Annotated in this window: 21 protein-coding genes; 2 read left to right on the top strand and 19 right to left on the bottom strand. The window is 33.4% G+C overall.

Annotated elements, in window-relative coordinates; genetic code table 11:
• Positions 1-15 precede the first annotated feature (15 nt).
• The 14 genes from H8707_RS01720 to uvrB all read right to left on the bottom strand — a co-directional run bounded on the left by H8707_RS01720 (position 16) and on the right by uvrB (position 18327).
• Positions 16-741 (bottom strand): amino acid ABC transporter ATP-binding protein, encoded by a 726-nt coding sequence (locus H8707_RS01720; RefSeq protein WP_262428424.1) that lies wholly within the window; start codon positions 739-741, stop codon positions 16-18.
• Complete coding sequence (locus tag H8707_RS01715) at positions 725-1387, bottom strand: amino acid ABC transporter permease (RefSeq protein WP_262428423.1); 663 nt, start codon at positions 1385-1387, stop codon at positions 725-727. Before H8707_RS01715 ends, H8707_RS01720 begins: the two co-directional genes overlap by 17 nt.
• A 61-nt stretch (positions 1388-1448) precedes the next feature.
• Positions 1449-2246 carry a transporter substrate-binding domain-containing protein gene (locus tag H8707_RS01710; RefSeq protein ID WP_262428422.1) on the bottom strand — a complete coding sequence of 266 codons (798 nt, stop codon included), beginning with the start codon at positions 2244-2246 and terminating at the stop codon, positions 1449-1451.
• Positions 2247-2497: 251 nt separating this feature from the next.
• Positions 2498-3085 carry an SOS response-associated peptidase gene (locus tag H8707_RS01705; protein WP_394354622.1) on the bottom strand — a complete coding sequence of 196 codons (588 nt, stop codon included), beginning with the start codon at positions 3083-3085 and terminating at the stop codon, positions 2498-2500.
• Between the two features lie 87 nt (positions 3086-3172).
• On the bottom strand, positions 3173-4453 hold the full coding sequence (locus H8707_RS01700) for a copper amine oxidase N-terminal domain-containing protein (RefSeq protein WP_262428420.1): 1281 nt from the start codon (positions 4451-4453) through the stop codon (positions 3173-3175).
• 93 nt (positions 4454-4546) lie between these two features.
• Positions 4547-5572 carry a ribosome small subunit-dependent GTPase A gene (gene rsgA, locus H8707_RS01695; RefSeq protein ID WP_262428419.1) on the bottom strand — a complete coding sequence of 342 codons (1026 nt, stop codon included), beginning with the start codon at positions 5570-5572 and terminating at the stop codon, positions 4547-4549.
• Between the two features lie 260 nt (positions 5573-5832).
• Positions 5833-7041, bottom strand: a complete 1209-nt coding sequence (locus tag H8707_RS01690; RefSeq protein ID WP_262428418.1) for an ROK family transcriptional regulator — start codon at positions 7039-7041, stop codon at positions 5833-5835.
• Between the two features lie 55 nt (positions 7042-7096).
• On the bottom strand, positions 7097-8632 hold the full coding sequence (xylB, locus tag H8707_RS01685; RefSeq protein WP_262428417.1) for a xylulokinase: 1536 nt from the start codon (positions 8630-8632) through the stop codon (positions 7097-7099).
• Positions 8633-8725: 93 nt separating this feature from the next.
• Positions 8726-9679: a 6-phosphogluconolactonase gene (locus tag H8707_RS01680; protein ID WP_262428416.1), complete on the bottom strand. Its 954-nt coding sequence runs from the start codon at positions 9677-9679 to the stop codon at positions 8726-8728.
• Between the two features lie 38 nt (positions 9680-9717).
• Positions 9718-10689, bottom strand: a complete 972-nt coding sequence (locus tag H8707_RS01675; RefSeq protein ID WP_262428415.1) for a sugar ABC transporter substrate-binding protein — start codon at positions 10687-10689, stop codon at positions 9718-9720.
• Positions 10690-10748: 59 nt separating this feature from the next.
• Positions 10749-11720: an ABC transporter permease gene (locus H8707_RS01670; RefSeq protein WP_262428414.1), complete on the bottom strand. Its 972-nt coding sequence runs from the start codon at positions 11718-11720 to the stop codon at positions 10749-10751.
• Between the two features lie 41 nt (positions 11721-11761).
• A complete protein-coding gene (locus H8707_RS01665) occupies positions 11762-13279 on the bottom strand; it encodes a sugar ABC transporter ATP-binding protein (RefSeq protein ID WP_262428413.1) in 1518 nt (505 codons plus the stop codon).
• Between the two features lie 242 nt (positions 13280-13521).
• Entirely contained in the window at positions 13522-16347 is a 2826-nt protein-coding gene (gene uvrA / locus H8707_RS01660) for an excinuclease ABC subunit UvrA (RefSeq protein WP_262428412.1), read from the bottom strand.
• A 12-nt stretch (positions 16348-16359) separates the two neighbouring features.
• Positions 16360-18327 (bottom strand): excinuclease ABC subunit UvrB, encoded by a 1968-nt coding sequence (gene uvrB / locus H8707_RS01655; RefSeq protein ID WP_262428411.1) that lies wholly within the window; start codon positions 18325-18327, stop codon positions 16360-16362.
• Positions 18328-18701: 374 nt separating this feature from the next.
• On the opposite strand from uvrB, the gene H8707_RS01650 reads away from it, so the two are divergent.
• A complete protein-coding gene (locus H8707_RS01650; protein WP_262428410.1) occupies positions 18702-20297 on the top strand; it encodes a DPP IV N-terminal domain-containing protein in 1596 nt (531 codons plus the stop codon).
• On the opposite strand, the gene H8707_RS01645 is transcribed toward H8707_RS01650, so the two are convergent.
• The 5 genes from H8707_RS01645 to ftsE all read right to left on the bottom strand — a co-directional run bounded on the left by H8707_RS01645 (position 20287) and on the right by ftsE (position 25776).
• Positions 20287-21309, bottom strand: coding sequence for a PDZ domain-containing protein (locus H8707_RS01645; RefSeq protein WP_262428409.1), 1023 nt, complete (start codon positions 21307-21309; stop codon positions 20287-20289). The two genes, H8707_RS01650 and H8707_RS01645, sit on opposite strands and share 11 nt — an antisense overlap.
• Positions 21310-21737: 428 nt before the next feature.
• Entirely contained in the window at positions 21738-22949 is a 1212-nt protein-coding gene (locus H8707_RS01640) for a S41 family peptidase (RefSeq protein WP_262428408.1), read from the bottom strand.
• Positions 22950-23055: 106 nt separating this feature from the next.
• A complete protein-coding gene (locus tag H8707_RS01635; protein ID WP_262428407.1) occupies positions 23056-24189 on the bottom strand; it encodes a murein hydrolase activator EnvC family protein in 1134 nt (377 codons plus the stop codon).
• Between the two features lie 11 nt (positions 24190-24200).
• Positions 24201-25106, bottom strand: a complete 906-nt coding sequence (gene ftsX, locus H8707_RS01630) for a permease-like cell division protein FtsX (protein ID WP_262428406.1) — start codon at positions 25104-25106, stop codon at positions 24201-24203.
• Positions 25081-25776: a cell division ATP-binding protein FtsE gene (ftsE, locus tag H8707_RS01625; RefSeq protein WP_262428405.1), complete on the bottom strand. Its 696-nt coding sequence runs from the start codon at positions 25774-25776 to the stop codon at positions 25081-25083. The genes ftsX and ftsE overlap by 26 nt, the downstream gene beginning before the upstream one ends.
• Positions 25777-25883: 107 nt before the next feature.
• Between ftsE and H8707_RS01620 the strand changes: the two genes are divergently transcribed.
• A complete protein-coding gene (locus H8707_RS01620; RefSeq protein WP_262428404.1) occupies positions 25884-26486 on the top strand; it encodes a 5-formyltetrahydrofolate cyclo-ligase in 603 nt (200 codons plus the stop codon).
• The last annotated feature ends 132 nt before the right edge of the window (positions 26487-26618 follow it).

Genomic DNA, 26618 nt, shown 5'->3' with positions numbered 1-26618 from the left:
GGAAAGCTCAATCATTTATATCAAAACTTTCTTTAAAAAATCCTGTGTCCTTGAATGTTTTGAATTATTAAACAATTCCTCCGGTGTACCTTCTTCTACAATCTTTCCTTCGTCCATAAATAAAACCCTATCTCCGACTTCTTTTGCAAAGCCCATTTCATGAGTGACAACTACCATAGTCATTCCTTCTTTAGCTAAACCTTTCATTACATCAAGAACCTCTCCAACCATTTCAGGGTCAAGGGCTGAAGTGGGCTCATCAAACAGCATAACTTCCGGAGACATTGCTAAAGCTCTAACTATAGCAATTCTTTGCTTTTGTCCACCAGATAATTGGTTAGGATAAGTATTTATTTTATCTTCCAGTCCAATTCTCTTTAATAAATTTAATGCTGTTTTTTCGGCTTCTACAGGTTCCATATTTTTAACCTTTATAGGAGCTAAGGTTATATTTTCTAGAACAGTCATATGTGGAAAAAGGTTAAATTGTTGAAAAACCATCCCCATCTTTTCCCTTTGTTTATTAATATCATTTAATTTATCTGTAATTGATACACCATCAAATATTATTTCACCGCTAGATGGCTCCTCCAGTAAATTTAAGCATCTTAGAAAAGTACTTTTCCCTGATCCGCTAGGTCCGATTATCACTACTACTTCGCCTTTTTCAATATTTTCGTCAATACCTTTTAGCACTTTCAAGCTTCCAAAGTTCTTTTTAAGATTAGATACTTTTATCACTAGCTTCTAACCTCCTTTCAAATATCCTCAATAACTTAGATAGTATAAATGTTATTATAAAGTAAATAATTGCCGCATATATCAACGGTATAAATGGCCTATAAGTTATTCCTCTTAAAGTATCCGCATTGTACATCAAATCGTGTATCCCTATTACAGATAGTACTGCTGATTCTTTTACAAGAGTTATAAATTCATTCCCAAGTGCGGGTAATATGTTCTTGACCGCTTGAGGTATTATTACATATCTCATGGTCATGGACTTACTCATGCCCAAGGACCTAGATGCCTCCGATTGTCCCTTATCTATGGATTGTATTCCTGCACGGATTATTTCGGCAATATAGGCAGCACTATTTAATAAGACAGCTATGGTTCCTAAAGTCATCCTACCTAGATCCATAGGCAAGATCATTGGCAAACCATAATATATCAGATAAATTTGTACCAACAAAGGCGTTCCCCTTATGATTTCAATATAAGCACTTGAAAAAGCTCTGGCTAATTTATTATTTGAAAGCTTCATTAAGCTCAATATAACTCCGACTAATGAGCCAAATATAACTCCTAAAAACGATATGGCTAATGTCATCATCGTTCCATTAAAAAAATATCTATAATATTTAATAAAAAATCCTGTATCCAATATTTTAACCTCCTCAAAGAAAAAGCAAAAGAAATCTCTTTCTTTTGCTTGGAATAATCATCTATTGCTCTGATAATTGTGTTGCTTCTTGTATAAGTTTATCTATTTGGTCTTCCTTAATTAGTCTATCCAGAGTTTTATTAATAAAACCCAATAGATCAGCAGTACCTTTATTTACAGCAACTGCGTAGCCATCCTCTTTTTCTAATACGATATCAGCTAGAAATAAATCGGAATTTCTCTTTACATAAGCTTCAGCTACGGGTTCAGCTAAAATAAGACCATCTATTTTCTTATTTTTAACCTCAAGCACCAAGTCTGTAATATTGGCTAAATATATTTTTTCGGCTTCTGTAAATTGGTTCTCTGCTACATCTTCCTGTTCAGTCGATTTTTGAGCTCCAATTTTAAATCCTTTAAAATCCTCAGGATTTTTAAGTTTATCGGAATCATCTTTTCGTATTACCAGTCTTTGAACTCCTTCATAGTATGACGTAGAAAAATCTACGCTTTTTGCTCTTTCCTCATCGGCTGACATTCCTGCCACTATAAAATCAATATCATTTGTAACTAGTGCAGGTAATAGACCTTCAAATTTCATATCAATTATTTCTAATTCCACACCTAAATCTTCGGCTATAGCTTTAGCTACTTCTATATCAAAACCTACTATTTCATCTTTCCCATTTATCTCCTTATGAAATTCAAAAGGTGGATAATCCGCAGCAGTACCTACAACTACTTTGCCCGCCTTTTTTATTTCCTCAACTTTACTATCCTCACCCTTTTGTTTAGAAGTACAGCCACCGAACGTTACCAACATGCTAATTGTAAGTAATACTATTATAAATTTTTTCATCATTATTCCTCCTATTTTTAATTTTTTTAATTAATATAGTGAGGAACTCCTTAGACCTCTGGAAGCCTTTTTCTCATTATTAGCAATGGACTTCCATAGACTCTTGACATACACATAAATATACAAGATTAAGACCTCCTTATTCTAATTTTTACATTAAACTTTATTATATGCTATTTTTCTATAATATGCAATAAAAAATTTTTAATGTTCTGTATAATAAGCTCTTTTAAAAGCATCTTTTATTTAATTCATTCAACAATCATATCTGATTTCCAAGGCAATAATATCTCCTTTAATCCCATAAGATTTCGATTTCCCCTATTTAACCACCTTGCTTCAAAACCTCTAGGAATAATCACCGGCATTCTATCATGTATATATCTCATTGAGTTGCTGGAGGAAGTGGTTATTATAGTAAAAGCTTCAAATCTATTGCCTTCCTTATCAAAAAAGGTATTATAAAGTCCCGCCAATGAAAATATTTCATCCTCTAGAATAGAAATATTTCTTTTGACCTTTTTCCCATCAATCTTTTCCCATTCAAAAAAGTTTGTAACAGGAATCAAACATCTCCTGTTAATAAAGGAGTCTCTAAAGATGGATTTGGCATCAATAGTTTCTGCTCTTGCATTTATCAAAGGAACCTTTGAATAACTTGGTGCAAATCCCCATTTTAAACAATCTATATGTTTGTCATTTCCCGTCTGTCTTATTACCGGTGCAGTATCTGTAGGGAATATTTCCTTTTTTCTGTCAAAATGAGTATCTCCAATAATAGCATTATATCTTTCTATAAGCATATCAATATCTGCATCCAACGCATACCTTCCACACAAGATAATCACTCCATTCTTTATTCGAAATTTATACCCAAAGAAATACCCTCTAATTATTAGAGGGCATTTGATTATTGTTTAAAATTCTTATTTACCTTTTTCCGGTGCTTCTACAGCCGGAGCTTCTGGAGCCTTAAGCACTTCTTCCGGAATTTCAAAATCTTTAGCTTCATTTACATTTAAGTATTCTATATGCATTTCCATTTTCATGTCTTTAAGTTGTTCTAATACTTCCTCAGGCATATCTTCACTTTCGAATAAATTATCAAACATTGATCCCCTCAATGATCCTAAATTCATCTCATATTTTACAATTTCATGGCTTTCTTCATCAACATATACTATATAAGTCATATCCCCAATATTCTTTAGCATATCTGCTGCTAATTTATCTTCTTCCTTTTCGGAAGACATTAACATATCCATATATCCGTCTAACATTTTCAAATATGCATCATAGGACATAGTTGCTTCTAATTTTAATAATGACTTTCCATCTTCATCATATTTGCCTAGAAATTTGACTTCTTTTAAAGCTTCTTTATCTAACTCTAATTTTTCTTTATTATCTTTATTCAATGTTTCAAAGATTTCATTTTCTTGAGTTTGTTTTACCCATTCAATTTCTCCATCTTCATTTGGCATTCCCATATACATAGTAAACTTTTTACCATCTAAATCATAGTACATGTCCATCAAGTGCTGTGTTAACTTTTCTTCACCTGCACCCATTTGCATATCAGCTGATGCTTTAGCTTTTAGAGGATCTTGAAATGCTGTCATTTCCATATCCATCAAAACGCTTAAATTCTGAACAACACCTTCCTCATCCGGTGCTGCAATTGACATTTCCATTTTCATCTTAGCATCAAAGTTTTTCCAAGCATATGATTTAGCATATGCATCAAGCAATACTTCTTTAGCATCAATAGGTTCTGTTGTTATTAACACTGCTTTTAACTCGTTATCCCATTGAACTTCTGAACCAAAAGCTTCCATAACAGGTCTTATAGGTAGATAAGTTCTGTCATCTTTTATAACTGCAACTGTATCTGTCTCAATCTTTTCGTCATTTTTTAATATGAATTTTTCACCTATAGGTACTTTAATAGCAATGTCACCTTTTTTAGCAATAGCAGTTCTATTTTCATTATCCCAATTTACTTCAGCACCATATTTCTCCAAGGCAGCTTTAAACGGCACTAAAGTCCTTCCATTTTCATCTACAAACGGAAACCCTACATCTTCATTGAATTCAACCTTCTCGGAATCAATTTTTACTATAATTTCAGAGTCAGCAAAAACTGCGACACATGATAAAGTCAAAATTAAAACCAAGCTTAAAATAAAACAAGCTTTCTTCTTCATTTATAATTCCTCTCCTTTATTTGTATTCTTATATATCTTATCATAAAAATTGAGAAAATAGAATGTTAAAAGTGAATTTATTAACATAAATCGTCAAACTTGCTTCCTTTTTACTTTTTTCTCTTTTATTGAATTTTTCTTTTCCAGATACAACGCTTCACGAATCAACTTATTGTAACTATTTAATCTATCAATAGTTAAATTGCCACTATCTATTGCCTCTCTAACTGCACAACCCGGTTCGGTATTATGCTTGCAATCATTAAACTTACATTTTTTAGACAGAGCGATTATCTCACTAAATGAATCATTTATCCCGTTAATATTATCCAGTAGTTGAATCTCCCTCATACCCGGTGTATCTATGATAACTCCTTTTTCCTTAATCACAAATAGTTCCCTATGTGTTGTCGTGTGTCTACCTCTTTGGTCATTCTCCCGTACATTATTGACTGATTGTATATTTTCTCCAAGCAATAGATTGATCAATGTTGATTTCCCAACACCGGAAGAGCCGATAAATCCGATAGTCTTTCCCTTGAATAAGTACTTATCGATTTTCTCTATACCTTCATTTTCAAGTGCGCTTACATATAAAATATCAATACCATAGGATATACTTTCAATTTCATTTTTTATGTTAGCTAAATTTTCGCATAAATCAATCTTTGTAATTATGATTACAGGAATTGCACCGCTATCCCAGCCAATAGTAATATATCTCTCCAATCTCCTGAGATTAAAATCATTGTTAGCCGACATGCAAATAAATAGATAGTCTATATTAGAAGCTATAATCTGAGTATCAAGCCTCTTTCCTGCAACCTTTCTTGAAACCACACTTTTCCTCGGAAATACTTTTGATATGATTCCGTCGCCATTTTTGTTAGACTTTCTATCAACTAACACCCAATCCCCAACAGCAGGAAAATCTTTTGTATCCACTACACCCTTTATATATTTACCGGATACCTTTGCCAAAATATCGTCTTCCTCTGTTGCTATCTTATATAGGCCTTTATATTCGGCTATAACTCTACCTATATGTCCTTCACTATCATTTCTATATTCATTATAAATTTCTTCATTTAAGCCTAAATTTAATAACTTTTCTTTCAATTTGTTGCCTCCTGTTTTTAATTTTGGGCACAAAAAACCCCTGGGTTATGATAATTTTACTCAACACTACCCAAGGCTTTACAAAAAAAGTTATTAATTTATAACTTGTTTATTTAATTTCACCCAGAGCAGTATTGCATTCAATTCTATTAACTGATTTGATTATTAGCTTTATCATACAACACCACTCCTTTCGATGAATCTATTAATAGGTTAACATCTTGTTTAGCTGAAGTCAAGCACAACATTGGAATTTAATATTATGACAATATATTTTTATTAAATAATATTTCACTTATATTATTTATTACGAGAATCCCCGCCCCAAGCAATGCAGAATCAATTTTAGAAGTGCTTAGCTTCATGGTAATATTATTATAAAGTTCTTCATTAATATGTTCCTTTACATGTTTCTTTATAGTCTTAAGAAGTTTTTCACCTGCGCCATAAGTAACCATTTCATCTCCAAATATAATAATACTCGGGTTATATAGGTATATAATATTTGTGACTCCGATACCTAAATAACGAAGTGCCTCTATATATATTTCATTGGCTAGTGGATCATCAGAATTTACTGCTGCAAAAAAATCCGATTTTGAGGAATACTCATTAAGAATAGTATCTTGACGTAATGCAGATAGTTCATGAGCCTTCTCTAGTATAGCCGTAGTAGATGTATATAATTCTAAGCATCCACGATTCCCACATTTACATCTATCTCCATTAATATTTATAGCCATATGGCCTATTTCCCCAGCTATTCCTTGAGATCCTCGCAAGAGATTACCGTTTATCACAATACCCGAACCCGTACCTTCCGCAGTAGTTATATATACCAAGGTATCATTATCTTTTATGGTATCATCTAGCCACCATTCATTTAAAGCACCTATATTAGCATCATTTTCTGCATAAACCGGTATATTGAACTCGTTTTCAATTTCTCTGCAAATATCAATATCATCCCAATTTTGCAGTTCTCCTATTAAGCTAAGATATTTCCCGGAATTATAGGGTCCGGGAAGTGATATACCAATTCCAAGTATAGCCTTTTCTTCTCCTTCATCCAAAAGATTTCTTATTTTACTCTTTATTTGAATCATAACTTCCTTCGGTTCAAATAAAGAGTTATAATCCTTGGAAAAATAATTAAATTGGTCTCCCTTTAAATTATATCTTCCTATAGCAAATTGTTTATTAGTTATACGTAAGTGTATCACATGAAATCGATCATAGTTAATCCCTAATCCGATAGTTCTGCGACCAACTCCACTGCTGTCCATAGGATATTCATAAAGTAGATTAATACTAATTAAACTATTTACGATATTGGAAATAGTTGATCTAGTAAGTCCCGTCATTTTTGCAAGTTCAATTCTGGTACTAGTCTTATGCTTTCTAAGGAGATTAAAAACAAGTTGAACATTCATTTTCTGAATTAAACTGCTATTTAATCCATAATTCATTGTGACACCTCTTTATCTTCTTGATTACATCTTGATTACATCTCTTTATATATATTTATAACATAATTTCCCTATTTTTTCTAGCATCATAGTACCATTGATTGTAGATTTCTCTGAGTATATTTTTATTTGATATATATGCATTTTTAAAAAGTTCATAATATTTCATATATTCTTCATGTGCAATACTACTAGGATAATATGTCTTTTCAGATATATTAACTATATGATCAACTGCATCTTGTATATCAGAATAAACACCAACCCCAACGCCAGCACACATAGCTGCGCCAACTGCTGCCTGCTCTGTCATTTCGGAAACTTTAACGGGTTTATTAAATATATCGGAAAACATCTGTGTCCACATTGTGCTTTTCGACCCCCCACCAGAAATAATAAATGTTTCTGTATCAAGTCCCAATCCAAGGCACACTTCATAGCATAACATCAATGCAAAACTTACGCCCTCCATAACAGCTCTGCCAATCTCTTTTTTCCCGCTTTCAAGAGAAATCCCAATCAAAGCACCCCTAAGGGTTGGATCTAAATACGGAGTTCTTTCCCCATTTAAATGAGGCAAAAATATAAGTCCATTACTCCCTATGGGTACCTGTGCAATTTTTTCATCAAATGCTTTATAGTCGCTTTCGGAAATCAAATTTGTAACCCACTTGTAACATGCTCCTGCACTCATAATAGCTCCCATGGATATCCAATTATCCTTTTGATACCCGCAAAAGATATTAGTATTTAATTCCGGATTCTCAATTAATTTGGAAGACGAAAACAAAACCTGTCCACTGGTTCCAATATTGATAATTGCATATTTACTATCAATAAGCCCATTTCCTAATGACTGCATAACAGCATCTCCACCACCACAAATAACGGCAGTTCCCATGTCTAACCCAGTCTCTGCCGCAGATCTTTCAGTAATAGTCCCTACTACATCATAACTATTTTTAATTTCCGGAAAAAGGCCTTCTGAAATATTCAATCTATTTAATACGTTTTTTGACCAGCATCCACTTTTTATATCAAAAGCAAGTGTTGCGGAGGCGTCAGAGTAATCTGTGCAAATATTGCCGGTAAGTCTATAATTTATATAATCTTTAGGCAGCATAACATACCTAATTCTTTCATATAATTGAGGCCTTTCATCATAAACCCAGCATAAAGAGGGAAGTAAAAATCCTGTATATAGAGAATTATTAAGTTCTTCTCTGATAATACTGTCATCTATTTTTTCTTTTATTACGATAATCTGTCTTTCACTTCTCGTATCGCAATGAAGTATGGCAGGATACACAGGCTTCCCCGCTTCATCAAGAGAAATTAAACCATGCATTTGCCCGGATAAACCAATCGCTTTGATGTCTTTAGGGTTTACCTTTGTATTTTTAAGTATCCTCTTTAAACATTCACAACAATCTTCATACCATTTTTCAGGGTTATATTCTGCATATCCTTTTTCCGGAATTTCTATTTCATAAGTTTTATTCTCAATTGCAACAGTTTTTCCACTTTTAGCTTCTAAAAGCAGTACTTTAATATTTGTTGTTCCTATATCTATTCCAATTAAATATATCATTTCACATCTTCCTTTATAAATTTACCATATTATATATTAACAGACATCTAATTTTATTTATAGACCATCGATTTTACACGATGGTCTATTATTTTAGTGCGGATTAATAATTTGACAGCTTCCTGCTAATTCCTCAAGGAACAACATCTTCCCAGGAATTGTAGGAATAAAGCTTGATGTTATCCATGGATTTTTTCCATAGCGTAATGTAAGCCACAAGGTCTGTCCCTGCCAACTCATACCACGTCCTAAAATCCCATCACAACCACCAATTGCATAATCTGATTTAAACATAATTCCAGGTCCAATTGTATTTGCATAACAGGTCATAGGTATATAATTTCCATGGAACGTTAAATAAGCATTTTGTTCTATTGTAAGAGGATGAAGCATAGCTCCGATTCTATGAGTTGCTCCCAACCATTCTTCTGTGGATTCATAATCCATTGCAAAATGAGGATCCCAAAACGCAATATGACAAGCACGTCCTACTCCATAAACCATTACCTGCTTTGCACCCTTAGCTCGCAATTCTTCCATTATTTCACTATATGAAGATAATTCATCCTTGGTTGCATAATGGCGTTGATTCTTTGGAATTCCATTTTCTCCAAGAGGTTCATAAAAAGCATTATTTATTGCATACCGAAATGTAACCGGATTATCAGATGGGAGTGTGTTCCCTTCTGCATCAGACCACTCATCCATAGTGAAGCCATGCACATGATCACATGTAACATTCCATTCCTTGAGAAAATAAACAACCCAATCATACATTTCCATAGGCCCTACCGGTAAAATCAAGATAAGCTCTCTATTATCTTCCCTTGTCTTTTTAATTTGCATTGCAATTTCATGTCCGAATTGCACTGCTAAAGCATTTAAATTTTGGACAGGTACAGGTTTAAAATTAGGATGCCAAAAGCCCTGTCTGTCACAAATTGTTGTCGGATCCTGTGAAACGCAGTATTTTAAACGTTCAAGATCCCATCCCTTTGGATAAATACCTTCAAAGAGTGTTCCCTTTATTGTACTAATCATGTCCATTTAATAATACCTCCTATTATGTGTAAATATTTATGAATTTACATATTTCCTGATTCTTTATGAATTGTAATCCATTTATCGACATTTTCTTTAGTAATAAGTTCAGTATCTACTTCTCTATCTTCTTGAGCTCCGCCGCCTAAAGTTTGAAGTACCATTTCAAATGCTGCTACTGCCTGTGATGGAGCATCTTGAGCTACTGAAACTGTAGTAAGCCCTGACTTTACTGCTTCACAACCTTCCGGAAGTCCGTCAATACCACCTAAAAAACTGAATTCATCCATACGATTTGCATTTTGTATGGCGTTTACTGCACCAAGAAGCATTATATCATCATGTGATAAAACTCCATCTATGTCATCATATATTGTAAGCCAGTCTTCCATATAGTACATTGCCTTGTCTCTTTCCCAGTTTGCATTTTGCAAGACTAAAATATTTACATCATCTCTGGATGATAATCCGGATTTGATTCCTTCTGTACGATCAACTACTACAGATAATCCTGCCTGCCCTTCTATAATTACTATATTAGCATTTTCAGATAAAGTCTCAGCAGCAGCTTTTCCTAATAATTCACCCATGCTAAATTCGCTTGATAAAATAGAAGTGCTCTTCCCATCTTCAACTTTTTCTCCTAATGTAATTACTATAATATCATTTTCATATGCTTGATTAATTGTAGGAATTAAAGATTCTGTATCATTGGGCTGTACAAATATTACATCAACACCTTTTGAAATAAATGTTTCCATTCCAGCGATTATCTTTGCATTGTCTCCACCACCATCTATCATTTCAATTTCAAATTTATCGTTATATTTTTCTTCACATGCTTTAACTAATTCATTTGCCTGCCAAGCTGTAAACTGATCTGTTTGATTCTTTGCTACCAACCCTACCTTATATTTCTTACCTTCTCCACCTGCTGTTTTCTCATCTGTCTTACCACAAGCTGCTAGAGTAAATACCATAATAAATGCTAAAAATAATGCTAAATGTTTTTTCAATGTAAATCCCCTTTCTTTTACTATATTTTATTTACTAGTGGCCTCAACCTCATTAAATATTAGAGCTTGGACCCCTTTTTAGCCATATCAATACCTACTGCAACCATAATTACTATCCCCTTTACTATTAACTGCCAATATGATTGAACACTTAAAAGATTCATCATATTGTTTAGAAGGGAGATTATAGCGCAACCCACTACTGTGCCTCCAATAGTACCAATTCCGCCTGAGAATGAAGTACCACCTATTATTGCAGCAATAATTGCATCAAATTCATAATTGACGCCACTTGATGGGATACCACTATTCAACCTAGAACACAAGATTACCCCGGCAAAACCTGATAATGCGCCTAATATTAAATATGCTCTTAACTTGATTCTCTTTGTGTTAATTCCAGAAGCAATAGCAGCATCCTCGTTGCCTCCTATGGAATAAAGGTATCTTCCAAACTTTGTATGCTTGAGTAGGATGTGGCTAAGTACTGTAATTATAGCCATAAATACTATAGGCGCCGGTATTGACAGAATATTTCCCTGCCCAAAGAAAGCAAAATTTCCAATATTATATATAGTTTTACCATCAGTGTAAACATATGCTGCACCTCTGGCTAAATTCATCACAGCAAGAGTTGCAATAAATGGAGGTATCTTAAATCTTGATACTGCGATTCCGCTTAATAATCCACACAAAATACCTATACCGATGGCAACCAGCATACCCAATATAGCACTTCCAGTTGCAATACATACTCCAATGCCGACGCAGCCTGCAAGTGCAAGAACTGCACCTGGAGAAAGATCTGTCATTCCTGCAATTATAACCATAGTTTCTCCACATGCTATAATCATAATTGGGCTCATTTGGCGCAATATATTTACCAGATTTGAAGGCTTTAAGAAGTTATCGCTTATCATCGAGGATATAATAACCATTCCTGCAAATACAAAGTAAATAGCATATGTACCAAAAAAGCCGCTGAAATTAAACTTAGATTCTTTCTCTAAATCTGCTACTGTATTTTTCATTCTAGTCACCTCAACCTTTCATCTATATACATTAATAATACTTAGTTTGCTTGTCTTTCAATTGTTGCATAATGCATGATCTTCTCTTGAGTTGCCTCTTCTCTGCTTAACTCCCCAGTGATTCTTCCCTCACTCATTGTATAAATACGGTCAGACATTCCCAACAGTTCGGGTAAATCTGAAGAGATCATTATAATTGCCATCCCTTCAGCTGCAAGTTCACATATAAGTTTATAAATTTCAGTTTTCGCTCCAACATCAATACCTCGTGTCGGCTCATCAAGTATAAAGACCTTTGGATTAGATATAAGCCATTTCCCTATTACCAATTTTTGTTGATTTCCTCCTGAAAGTGATGCTGCCTGTGTTTTTAAAGAAGGCGTTTTTATCTGGAGTTTTTTGCAAATGTCACTACTATATTCAGTTTCAACCTTTCCATTTAAAAAAAGAGTTTTTGAATATCGATTGTAATTGGGGAGAGAAATGTTTTCAAGTACACTCCTCTTCGTTACAAGGCCATATTTACGTCTATCTTCAGAAGCCATCATTATTCCGTTATCTACAGCATCCCTTGGATTTTTAATATTGATTTTCTTGCCTTCTAAATATATTTCACCAGAGTTAACGGGATCCATACCAAAGATAGCTCTAGCTACTTCTGTACGTCCAGCTCCAACAAGTCCGGCAAATCCCAGTATCTCTCCCCTTTTGATCTCAAAGCTTACATCCTTTATACTGTCATTGGTTAAACCTTTCACTTCAAGAAGCAGTTCACCTATATTACTCTCAGTTTTTGGATATGCATTTTCAATATTTCTGCCCACCATTGAAGCAATAATTTCATTTCTTGAAATTTCCCCTACCTTTGCACTTTTAATAAACATTCCATCACGCATTATTGTCAGGTAATCACAAATTTCATCAATTTCTTCAAGTCTATGAGAAATATAAATTATCGTGGTTCCTGCCGCCTTTAACTCTTTAATTTTCTCAAAGAGTTTTTTCACCTCTCCTTCGCTTAATGAAGATGTAGGTTCGTCCATGATAATAATTTTTGAATTGAAAAATACAGTTTTGATAATTTCAATCATCTGCTGTTCTCCCACAGATAATTCTTTCATCTTGGTTTTAGTATTATAGCTTAATTTCTGCTTTTTCAAAAATTCGGCAGATTCTCTGTAAAGGCTTTTCTGATCAATAAATCCAAATTTGTTCATTGGTTCTTTCCCAAGGAAAATGTTTTCTGCGATGCTAAGCTCATTAACTACATTTAATTCCTGATGAACCATGGCTATCCCATGTTGCTGTGCCTGTAACGAATCCTTTATCTGAACCTTTTCCCCATCTAAATGAATTTCACCGCTATCAGCATGATAAAGTCCATTTAAAATTTTCATCAAGGTTGATTTTCCGGCACCATTTTCACCTACCAAAGCATGGACTGTCCCCTTTTTAATTGTGAAAGAGATATTTTTTAATGCAACAACACCAGGAAATGTCTTTGTAATATCTTTGAACTCAAGAATAATATCACTTTTCTTACCTTCAAGTACCTCCATAACATACCTCCTGTTAATATGATGCTTAAATAACAAAGAATGAATGAATAATTAATTAATTCATTGATTTAATTATTTATTCTTATTATATCCTAATATATTATATTGTCAATATAGTTATCAAAAAGAATTTTAAAATAATCTCAGCGCCAATTTTTTAAAAATTGGCGCTGAGAAATAAATTTAATATTAATATTAAATTTTAAAATATTTGAAGTAAATAGCATTGGAATCTACAGCTTTTATTCCAATACCTTCTTCAAAAATTGTCCCGTATATGATTTTGGATTTTTGCTTACTTCTTCAGGTGTTCCTGTTGCTACAACTGTACCTCCCTTATCTCCGCCCTCGGGGCCTAAATCTATTATATAATCTGCGGTTTTTATAACGTCTAAATTATGCTCAATTACAATTACCGTGTTATCTCCTTCTACCAATTGGTTCAAAACCTTTATCAATTTATGGATATCTGCGGAATGAAGTCCTGTTGTGGGCTCATCAAGTATATATATGGTTTTTCCCGTTGATCTTTTTGATAATTCGGTAGCAAGTTTAACCCTTTGAGCTTCTCCTCCTGACAGTTCCGTAGACGGTTGGCCGATTTTAATATATCCTAATCCCACATCAAATAAGGTTTCCAGCTTTCTCTTAATCTTAGGTATATTTTGAAAAAACTCTAAACCTTCTTCCACTGTCATATCCAATACATCAGCTATTGTTTTTCCTTTATATTTTACCTGCAAGGTTTCCCTGTTATATCTCTTGCCTTTGCAGACTTCACATGGAACATAAACATCCGGCAAAAAATGCATCTCTACCTTTAAGATGCCATCTCCGTTACAAGCTTCACATCTTCCACCTTTGACATTAAAACTAAATCTTCCTTTTTGATAACCTCGTAGTTTTGCTTCATTTGTCATTGCAAATACATCTCTAATGGCATCAAACATACCTGTATAAGTAGCCGGATTTGAACGAGGTGTCCTTCCTATTGGACTTTGGTCTATAACGATGACCTTGTCTAGGTTCTCCAATCCCTTGATCTCCTTATATTTCCCCGGTCTCACTCTTGCTCCATTTAAATGCTGAGCCAAAGCCTTGTACAATATCTGATTTACCATGGTGCTTTTACCGGAGCCTGACACTCCCGTGACGCAAGTAAATAATCCTATAGGGATTTTTACGTTTATTTTCTTCAGATTGTTTTCTTCAGCGCCTATTATCTCAATCCATTTTCCATTAACAGATTTTCTCTTCTCAGGTATTTCAATTTTTATCTTTCCTGACAAATATTGCCCCGTGATTGAATTTGGATTGTTTTTAATTTCATCAACCGTGCCCTCAGCTACTATATGCCCTCCGTGTATGCCCGCTCCCGGTCCGATGTCTACAATATGGTCAGCCATATACATAGTCTCTTCATCATGTTCTACCACAATTAGAGTATTCCCCAAATCAGTTAGATTCCTCAATGTCTTAAGCAGCTTTGCATTGTCCCTTTGATGTAATCCTATACTTGGTTCATCCAATACGTATATAACTCCTACTAAGCTTGAACCTATTTGGGTTGCAAGTCTTATTCTTTGAGACTCCCCTCCCGAAAGAGTACCTGCCATCCTGGACAGCGTCAAATAATCCAATCCAACATCAACTAAAAAGTTTAATCGTTCTTTGATTTCTTTTAAAACTTGTTCCCCGATCATCTGCTGTTTCTCTGTTAATTTCAGATTGTTAAAAAACTCAATTGCATTGACTATTGAAAGATCAGTTAACTGTGCTATATTGAGATTGTTTATTTTTACAGACAACACTTCATCCTTTAGTCTATGCCCCTTGCACTTTGGACATGGATTTTCTGTCATATATCCGTCTATTCTATCCCTCATATAATCCGAGTTAGTTTCTTTAAATCTTCTTTCCAAATTTGGAATGATGCCTTCAAATTTACCCTTATAGGTCCTCTTCCCTTCATCATCAAAATGGCTGATGAATTCAAATGCTATGGCACGTTCAGTTCCATACAATAATTCTTTTAAGAATTTCCTAGGTGCATTTTTCAACGGTTCATCCATGCTAAAATTATTGTCATCGGCTAATGTCTTAAATATTTGATAATAATAGGTATTTTCACTGCTATTGCTATAAGGCGCTATCCCTCCCTCATTTATACTCAAATCCTTGTTTGGAATTATCAATTCAGGGTCGATTTCTTTATAAAAGCCAAGTCCGTTGCATGTGGGACACATCCCGAATGGGCTATTGAATGAGAACATTCTGGGAGACAACTCCTCCATAGCTATATTACAATCAGGGCATGCTAACTTCTGGCTGAACATAATCCTTTCCTTATCCATTACATCCACTATAACCAGTCCATCAGCTAATTTCAATGCGCTCTCTAAAGAATCTGTAAGTCTTCCTTCGATTCCTTCTTTTACTATAATTCTATCTACAACAATTTCAATTGTATGTTTCTTGTTTTTATCCAATTTTATTTCATCGGATATTTCGTATGCCTCACCATCAACTATAACTCTTATATAGCCTTCTTTTTTGATTTGTTCCAATACTTTTACATGTTCGCCCTTTTTGCCTCTAATGATAGGCGCTAAAATTTGCAATCTTGACCTTTCTTCCAATTCCATTATCTTATCTACCATTTGATCCACAGTTTGACTGGTAATTTCCTTCCCGCATTTTGGACAATATGGCGTCCCGATTCTGGCATAGAGAAGTCTTAAATAATCATAAATTTCTGTAACCGTACCAACTGTAGACCTAGGATTTTTGGATGTAGTCTTTTGATCTATAGAAATTGACGGAGATAGTCCGGCTATATATTCAACATCCGGCTTATCCATCTGCCCTAAAAATTGTCTTGCATAACTTGATAACGACTCTACATATCTTCTTTGGCCTTCCGCATATATGGTATCAAATGCCAAGGAAGATTTGCCGGATCCGGACAACCCTGTTATTACAATAAATTTATTTCTTGGGAGCTCAAGGCTTATATTCTTAAGGTTATGTTCCTTAGCCCCACGAATCACTATATTATCATTTGTCATCTATTTGCTCCTTTAGTGTTTAATAAGTCTTTTTAGATCCAACATCTTATCACGCAATTCAGCTGCCTTTTCAAAGTTCAATCCCTCAGCAGCTTTTAGCATCGCGGCTTCAAGTCCTTGTATCATAACTTCCAGCTCTTCATTTGAGAATGATTCTTCATATTTAGCTTCTTCTTCAGCAGCCATAGTAGCCTCTATAATTTCACGAACACCTTTAACGATTGTTTTAGGTGTAATACCGTGCTCTTTGTTATATTGGTCTTGAATCTCTCTTCTTCTATTTGTCTCCTTTATAGCTTTATCCATTGATTTAGTAATATTATCCGCATACATTATAACTTTTCCATCAACATTACGTGCAGTTCTTCCTACAGTCTGAATTAATGAGGTTTCACTTCTTAAGAAGCCTTCCTTATCGGCATCCAAGATTGCAACCAACGATACTTCCGGTAAGTCCAATCCTTCACGCAATAGATTGATGCCTACAAGAACATCATACTTTCCAAGTCTTAAATCCCTAATAATTTCCATTCTCTCTATAGTATCTATATCGGAGTGAAGGTAAGTCACTTTAATTCCTATTTCCTTAAAGTATTCGGTTAAATCCTCTGCCATTTTTTTAGTTAAAGTGGTGACTAATACCCTTTCCTCTTTTTCTGCAATTTTTCTGATTTCATTTATCAAATCATCTATTTGATGCTTAGTAGGTCTTACTTCTATGACAGGATCAAGTAACCCGGTTGGTCTAATTATTTGCTCAACTGTATTTTGAGAATGTTTATATTCATAAGGACCTGGTGTTGCCGAGACATAGATTATTTGATTTACCATTGATTCAAACTCAGAGAATTTAAGAGGTCTATTGTCCAAGGCTGACGGTAATCTAAAGCCATATTCTACAAGATTTGTTTTTCTGGATCTATCCCCTTCATACATACCACCAATTTGAGGAATTGTAACATGGGATTCATCTACAATAATTAGAAAATCTTTCGGGAAATAGTCAATTAGTGTATACGGCCTGCTTCCCGGTGGCCTATTGCTCAAATGCCTTGAGTAATTTTCTATACCCGTACAAAATCCCATCTCGCTTAGCATTTCCAAGTCGTATCTTGTTCTTTGCTCTAGACGTTGAGCTTCCAATAATTTTTCTTTATCTTTAAATTCCTTTAGCCTTTCATTTAATTCTTCTTCTATAGTAATCAATGCCCGTTTAACTTTCTCTTCTGATGTGGCATAGTGGGATGCGGGAAAAATAGATACATGATTTCGTAAACCTATAACCTCTCCCGTAAGATAATTCACTTCAACTATTCTATCTATTTCATCTCCGAAAAATTCGACTCTAATGGTATTTTCACTTGATGCTGCAGGAAATATTTCTAACACGTCTCCTCTTACTCTAAATGTCCCGCGAACAAAATTGATGTCGTTTCTCATATATTGAATATCTATTAGCTTCCTCATAACCTCATCTCTATCCCTTATCATTCCCGGTCTCAGAGATACTACAAGATTTTCATAATCTATCGGATCTCCCAATCCATAGATGCAAGAAACAGAAGCAACTATGATTACATCCCTTCTTTCAAACAATGACATGGTTGCAGAGTGACGTAATTTGTCTATTTCATCATTTATTGAGGAATCTTTTTCTATATAGGTATCTGTTTGGGGTACATATGCTTCAGGCTGGTAATAATCATAATAGCTTACAAAGTATTCTACAGCATTGTTTGGAAAAAATTCCTTGAATTCACTTGCAAGCTGATAAGCAAGTGTTTTATTATGCGCAATTACCAATGTAGGCTTTTGCACCTTTTCGATTAAATTTGCCATGGTAAATGTCTTCCCGGAACCCGTTACTCCAACCAATACCTGATGTTTCAAATTGTTATTTATTCCGTCAACAAGTTTATCAATTGCTTGGGGTTGATCACCTGTAGGTTTATAATTGGATTCTATTTTAAATTTATTCATTTAATCACCTCTAGGTTTGAACATTTGTTCCTAATATAATTATTATATAATAATATATAATATTGTCAAAACTTATTTTATAAAAACAAACGAAATACAATTGAAGACAATTCATAATGCACAGTTCACAATGCACAATCGACCCTTGGGTCGTCCTGAGTTGGGCAGGATTAACTTAACTATCGAGGGATCTCCGTTTTTAAGATAGTGAAGAACTAAGAGAGAAGAGTTATTAGGATCGAACTTTAGGGTCTTTAAAATAATTCACTTATAGAACATATATGGTTTTAGATGCAAATTCACAATTTTATTTATATTAATATTGAAGAAAAACAAGTTATATTGTAAACTATTAGAAGAAGGGAGGTATTCTAATGAAACACATAACGAAATTAGGCTTACTTATCATTTTAACACTATCTTTAGCCGGATGTAAGGCAATAGAAAACTTACCTCTATTAACAAAAGATACCAATGCTAAAGCAGAAACTGAAGGCGGCGAAGAGATTGAATATAGCCTTGAACAGGTCGTACTATCAAAAGGATATCAAACAATTGAACCAAATGTAGAAATAGTGAAGAAAAAAAATAAAATAAAACTGCTTGCCTCCTTGGGATTGTTGGAATCATCAGGTGCACAGATAGACAAAATCGTTAGAAAAGGAAATATTGTAAATATACATGTTATAAATGAGACTGATGAGAAATCGACTCAGCTGGCAGTTCCTCAAATTGTAATAGATATAAATCAAAAACTAAAGGACATAGATGATATAAAATTTAATATTATAAATGAAAATTACAAACCCTTGAGCATTAAACTTGGATTAAATGATGTAATAAATAAAATAAATTCAGAATTTAAAGTTTCCGCCAATACAGCTCCGGTAATAAATTTATTAAATATAGATGACAGTATCATTTGGGATATAACTTACAATAGTATTTTTGATAGAAATAATCCGGAAACCCCCTTAGTTAATCTATCAGTTGAAATTGATGCAAATAGTGGAAATATTTTAAAATCGACAAAGAGTTTTATCTCTTCAATTGTTGACGAGGGTCATGTACTAGACTATATAGATGATAAATATATTCTTTATAGAAAAAAAGAAAATGATATAGCAAAAAATATTGATACTGAAAGCCTATGGATTTATGATATAGAGAATAATGAAAGAGGTTTATTATTTAAATCCAATCAAAAAATACAATCAGCAATATTTAGCCCGGATTTGAAAAGCATATCTTTGGTTGAAAACAATGATAATAAGAGAGAATTGTACATAATTCCAATAGATGCTGCGAAGGCTTACAAGGTTATTTTCAATGATCCAATAAATCCTCTATCCGTAAACTGGAAGGATAATAACAATTTATATATAATAGATCACAATGAATCATCAAGTATTTACACTTATAATTTAAGAAATAATGAAACTAATCTAGTAAATACCTATGATTTAAATATAATCGGTATTAAGAATATAAAAAGCAACGCGATTATCACTGCCTTAGAAGAAAATAAATTAAATAAAAAAATTATCTTTACCAACAACTGGCAAGATCTTAAGTTTGTTGATTATGGCTTTAATGTAAAATTTATTGATGAAAATAGAATCTGTTATTTAAAAAATACTGAGAAAGAAGATAAAAATGCGCTTTACATCTACGATTTAGATACAAATAAGAAAATGGATGTTATAGATTTAAATCTATCGAATTATTCAATTATCACTGAAAATAAACTTCTTTTAATAGAAAAAAATCAAAGCAACAACGATTATACTGTCCATGGCTATGACTTAGGGGATGAAGTATTAACAACAATCAGTAACATAAATAGCGACAACGTCTACTATAACATCGAAAAAAATTTAATATATGTAAATTTGACCATTCCTTTTGAAAATGAGAAACATGAATTAATATATGCTGTTGATTTGAAGAAATTGTCAGCTACACCCTAGGAACAACTAATATTCCTAGGGCCTTTCTTTTTCCTTTATACGTTTTTTCAGTAATTCCTTTTTTTCTATTAAAATAAAGTATTTTAGTATTCCCGCTATTTAATAACTCTATATTGTTCAAATCTCTATCATCATATACAGTTACACCATTGATGCTAATTATTATATCTCCTATTTCAATCCCCATATCCTTACCAATGCCATTGTTAAGAATATCAAGTACCCTGACTCCTTTTATTGGAGGCGAAAATATGGGGACTCTATTTTGTTCAATTAATTTATTTATATAGATTATAAATTCATGCCCCAAAATAGCAAATAAAGGCGGAATTACCGGATTCAAAATTGATTTGGTTATAAGCAATAATATAGAACTATATATCAGCATCAATATCCCGCTAAAAATTCTCTTGTTCTCTGGATAAGATAAAGTAAAATCTCCATAATTTAAAACTGCCATTAGAGTAACCGGCTTAATTAGGTCGTGACCAATGAATACTACAAAAGGTATTGGCCAAAACCGATTCATACTAAATCCTCCCACCGTTATATCCTCATGTTGGAAGAGTGTGGGCTCTCTATCTTTGCTTCCGTTTATCAGTACCAAAATACTCTCTACTATATGCAATGTAGCTGCGACTAACATGATATCTCTATTGTCAATCCTTGGATATCCAAATATTATGCTTGAAAGTGTAATCAAACTTCCTGAATAAGCAAAACACATATACCTTGTATCTATCATTGAAAGCAAAAGCGATATTGCTAAAATATACATGTAGTCCTTAGGAATAATTACAACTTCTAAATATATAAATGCTATTGTAGTTACAAATCCGCCCAATATGCCATAAAATAGAGAATTAAGTGTCCTCACCAACGTTGATCTTGAGGATTTAAATTGATTATATTGATAATAGATTATGGCAAAAATTATAATAAAAAAAGGAGATAATAGAGTATTTTTAATATCAATTAATGTAAAATACATAATTTGATATAATCCGTTCATACCTATTCTCCTTTTTTTATTATTCTTTATTATGCAAAACTTATGCACATCTTCTAATCAACTCTTCACTATCTTTTCGATTGTACATTGACACCGAAGGTATCATTCTAAACATAGTGAAGAATCTCTGTTTAATGACTCCATAGCTCAGCCCAATACCTCTTACCTTTTACTTATTACCTACCTTTTAAAGGTTGAGATCCTTCGCTTGGCACTCAGGATGACAATAGCAGTGATTATCCTGCTTTTCAACTGTTTTTAAACTGTTGTTCACTGTTCACTGTTACTTATTCACTGCTTCTCTCTTCACTCTTAGTTCTTAACTATCTTAAAAACGGAGATCCCTCGATAGTTAAGTTAATCCTGCCCAACTCAGGACGACCCAAGGGTCGATTGTGCATTGTGAACTGTGAATTGTGAATTGCCTTCTATATCTTCCCTTTAATTACTTCAACGGCTTTCTGCAATTGATTGTCTTCACTTATATATCCCGGCCCAATATTTTCTACTCCTTCGTTTAACTCAAGAACAATATCTGGGGTTATTCCAATGCCATGAATATTTGTACCGTTAGGCGTAAAATATTCTGAAACCGTTAATTTAATTCCTGATCCGTCTGATAATTCTCTTATTCTTTGTACGACTCCTTTCCCAAAGGTCTTTGTTCCTATTAATTCTCCTCTTTGATGGTCTTTGACGGCTCCCGCCAATATCTCTGAAGCACTGGCACTCCCCTCATTTACCAGCAACACAATAGGTATTGTAATTTGATTCTTATCGGATTTTAAATATTCCCTAGTCCCATCTTTCGTTTGGGTATATACAATATCTCCGGCTCCCAGAAGTTCATCTGCAATCTCTGCACACACATTCAAAAGCCCGCCGGGGTTATTCCTTAAGTCTATAATTAATCCTTTAATATTAGATTTTTCTAATTTTGATAGATTCTCCTTAAAATCCTTATAGGTTAACTCATCGAAAGATGTTATTCTTATATACCCTATGTTATTGTCTATAATATTTGATTTTACGGTAATTAATCTAATCTCTTCTCGAACTATATCTAAATCCAATGTTTGATTATTTCCTTCCTTGTCTAATCTCATAATGGTTATGGTCACCTTTGTTTTAGGTTTACCTTTCATTACTTTTACAGCTTCATCCATATTTTCTGCTGAGTATTCTACTCCATTAACCCTAATTATCCTATCACCGGTTTTGATTCCCGCTCTCTCTCCTGGAGTATCTTCTATTGGGGAAACCACAGTAATCAAATTATCCTCTCCCGGTGTTACTATAACTCCAATTCCTCCATAAACTCCTGACGTTTCTTGAGCAAAGCTTGCAAATTCATCCGATGTCATATATACGGAGTAAGGGTCATTTAGAGATTGCACCATTCCTTTAAGTTGACCCTCTAACATTTTTTCATCATCAACTTCTCTTAAATAATTGTTTTTAATATAAGTTTTTATATTTTGTACCTTAGATATCTCACGACTTTCATTTATTTTATTCTCATTGCCAAAAGACATTCCCAAATCAATACCACCGGAAGCAATATTTGTGAGTCCAAAGGTTATAATATTTGTAATAAGTACAGCTACTACCATCAACGTGATGGCTCTTTTCTTTGACATTATCTCCACCTCTATTTTTTAGGTTATGTGACTATTTTATTAAATATTTCATTGTATTATACCTTAAAAAGAAAAAAGGGGATTTATCCCCTTATGCAAGTTTTCTTTATTTAAACCACGGCATTGGATCTACATAAACACCATTTTTCCTTACTTCAAAATGGCAATGCGGTCCGGTGGAGTTCCCTGTACTGCCTGCCTTAGCTATTGTTTCTCCTCTTTTCACATTCTGTCCTACTTTTGCAACTAAGGATGAATTATGCCCATAAAGGGTTACAATCCCTCCGCCATGTTCTACCATAACTGCCTTTCCATAACTTCCAAGCCAATCAGAGTATATTATTACGCCATCCGAAGCAGCCATTACTGACGTTCCCGTCGGTACCGGTATATCTATACCTGTATGTAATTTTTTTGTTTTAAATATCGGATGAATCCTATACCCATATGGTGAACTTATTCTTGTATATCCTGCAGGAACAGGCCATCCCATTTTACCGCCGGAATACGGTCCTGTGTTTCTTTGCAATTTTACTATTTTAGACTCTATAGCCTTTGCTTCTTCGTTTAATTGATCATAAGCTTTTTCATATTCTTTTATATCTTTTTGCAGCCTAGACATTAAATTTTCTTTTTCTCTGGTTGCCACTTCCAAGTCCTTTTTTCTGGCTTCTATTTTTACTTTTGTCGCTTCAACAGAGGCTCTTTGTGCTTCTAATTCAGTCTTTTTTGAGTTTATAATATCCCTTTGTTCCTTCATATATGCTATCAGTTCTTTATCATGATCTGCAATGGACTGAATCATTTCTTTTCTGGACAAAAAATCCTTTATATTCCCGGAAGACAGTAATACTTCCAAATATCCTACGTTACCGTTTTGATACATTACCCTTACTCTTTTATTAAACAAGTCTTTTTTATTATCAAGTTTTTTCTCAGCATCATGCAATTCTTCCGTGGTTTTTTTGATATTATTATTCAATTTGTCTAATTGTTTCCCAACATTTTCCAACTCAACAGTTGCATTATCCAACTTTAAATCTAATTCATGAATTTGCTGAGACACATCCTTTTTCTGATTATGAGTTGAATTTATCTGATCCTTTGTTTGTTTTAATTTTGAATTTATATTTTTTTGTTGATTCTTTAGATTGTTTAGATTATCCCCATAGACCTGTACAAATGTTAATGATAAAATAAGCATTGTCAGTAAAATCGTAAATAAACTCTTCTTTTTCATTTGACTCCCCCCTAAACATTTAAAAACCGTTTTAAAGAAACAATACTGCCTAATGCCCCAATACCTACTCCTAATGTAGCAAACATTATAGCTATGTCATTAAAGATATTTTTTGGTTCTATCAAATAAAATGTAAACATTGAATATAATTTCTCATTTACCGCATCAAATAAATACCCATATCCGTAATATACTATAAGTATAGATATCAATGCTCCGCAGAGTCCAAGCAATATCCCTTCAATAATGAAAGGTCCTCTAATATAATTGTTAGTTGCTCCGACATATTTCATTATATTGATTTCCCTCTTTCTTGAAGTTACTGTTAATTTGATGGTATTTGAAATTATAAAAACCGATACAAAAACCAATACACCTATTATTGCCAAACCACCAAAGCGTATATAATTTGCCAGTACCATTAGTTTGTCAATGATTTCTTGATAATAAGTTATATTTTCCACTCCTGCTAAACCACTAACCTTATCAACAATTGATTTTGCATACTTTATATCTTTCAATTTGATAATATAGGAATTTGGCAGCGGATTATCATCTTCCAGCCCTTCTAATAAATAAGCATCCTCGTCCCAATCTTTTCTAAGGATTTCAAGGGCTTGTTTCTTTGACTCATATGTAACTGATACTACACCTTCACTATTTTTTAAAACATCTGCTATATTATTTACATCCTCTTCTTTTGCTTCATCAGCCAAAAAGACTTGGACTTCATCAAATTTAGTCTTAGTATCCAACATTATATTGTTTATACTCAAAATCAAAATCAAGATTACACCCAATATCATAAGTACCGCAGTGATTGATGAAACAGAGGCTAACCCCATCCCTCTATTTCTCCACATACTTTGAAAGCCCTGTTTAGTAATATTTTTAAATATTCGAAACTTCAAGCTCATAACCTCCCTTTTCCTCGTCTCTTATAACTTTGCCGTCTTCTAAGGTTATAACTCTTTTCTTCATAGTGTTTACAATCTCTCTCGCATGAGTTGCCATCAAAACTGTTGTACCCCTTCCATTTATGTCTGAAAGCACCTTCATGATTTCCATCGCAGTTTCCGGATCTAAATTGCCGGTAGGCTCGTCCGCTATTAGAACCGGAGGATTATTTACTATTGATCTTGCTATGGATACCCTTTGCTGTTCACCCCCGGATAACTGATCGGGAAAGCTATTTGCTTTTCTGCTTAAATCCACCAAGCTCAATATCATGGGCACCCTCCTGCGAATTTCCTTTGGATGCGCTCCTACTATTTCCATGGCAAAGGCGACATTTTCATAAACGGTCTTATTTGTCAGAAGTCTAAAATCTTGAAATACCACTCCAACCTGTCTCCGCAGATATGGCACCTTTCTGTTTGATATCTTGGTAATATCCAAGCCATCCAATAATATATTGCCTTCCGTAACATTTTCTTCTTTTAATAACAATTTAACTAATGTAGATTTTCCAGCTCCGCTTAAACCTACTATAAATACAAATTCACCTTTATATATTTCTAAATTTATATTTGAAAGAGCTTTAACACCATTTTTATATTCTTTGCTTGCATTTATAAATTTTATCAAAGTTTCACCCCAAATATCATAATAAATCAGTTTATGTATTATTCTTTTCCTTAATGTTATATTATAATATAAAATGAAAGATAAATAAACTATTTGAGGTGAATTAATTGGATAAAACATTATTAAGACGTCAAATTCTGGATAAAAGATCCAAATTAGGGAAAAATGAACACGAAATTTATAGTAATTCAATCTTAAACTCTTTATTAAATTCAGCATACTATAAAAATTCCAAAACTATAATGACTTTTGTGAGCTTCAGTGATGAGGTCGATACTCATGAATTAATAAAAGCCGGAATAAGGGATGATAAAAATCTTGTAGTTCCGATAACTATTAAAGAAACTAAAGAATTAAAGCTATCTTTAGTTACTAATTTTAATGAATTAGAACCGGGATATTACAATATCTTAACCCCGAAAAAAGAATTTATAAGATATAAAGATCCGGAATTAGTGGATCTAATTATTGTTCCGGGGGTAGTTTTTGACCGAGAAGGCTATAGAATTGGCTATGGTGGAGGATATTATGATAGGTTTTTATCCAAAATAGATAAAAATGTTCCCAGAATCGCTATAGCTTTTGACTTGCAAATAATTGACAAAGTTCCCAGAGAATATTATGATATACCAGTTGATTATATAATTACTGAAAAAGAAATAATAGATTGTAACAATTCACAGTTCACAGTTCACGATTCACAATTGTAAGTACAATTAAGAATAGGCAATTTCCTGATTATACTCATCCTTAAACTATAGGGATGCTCGTAACAATTAAATGAAATCAAAATATTTTATTTATAGTAATTTTATGGTATAATCATAATGGATTTAAATTTG

It is taken from the genome of Paratissierella segnis (assembly GCF_014385195.1).
In the GTDB taxonomy this organism is placed as follows: domain Bacteria; phylum Bacillota; class Clostridia; order Tissierellales; family Tissierellaceae; genus Paratissierella; species Paratissierella segnis.
Note: the sequence above shows the minus strand (reverse complement) of the source record. Positions and strands in the feature narration are given on the sequence as shown.